Source organism: Bradyrhizobium sp. MI1.11, from assembly GCF_055811255.1.
The window spans coordinates 1-321 of sequence record NZ_JBVVPM010000222.1 but is presented as its reverse complement, the minus strand read 5'-3'; the positions used below and the strand labels follow the sequence as shown (position 1 = coordinate 321).

The 321-nt window shown below is 57.0% G+C and carries 1 pseudogene; it reads right to left on the bottom strand.

The features are described from left to right. Positions 1-162 precede the first annotated feature (162 nt). A pseudogene (locus AC0L30_RS43185) lies at positions 163-321 on the bottom strand (IS110 family transposase); the annotation flags it as partial.

Sequence of the window (321 nt, the reverse complement as noted above, 5' to 3'; positions counted from 1 at the left end):
CGATGATATCCGCGGAAGCAATCGCCCAATCAATTTCTCGCGCTCGAAGCGCAGTGAGTCAGGCGGTCTGATTGCTACCGGGAATGACGTCATTCGGGGTTCATCCAGATTTGCACCTTGCCTCCTCGGCAGCTTTCTTCTTCCGCCGGAGAGCTCTTAAGATTAGGTTTTCGGCATTGCGGCCGGCGCCTGATAGATGCCGCCTCTGACCAGCAAGGCCCAGATCGTGCGCGCAATCTTATTAGCGAGCGCGACCGATACGACCTTGACCGGCCGTCTTTGCAGCATGGTCCGAATCCAGAGTGGGACTTTCAAGCCTCG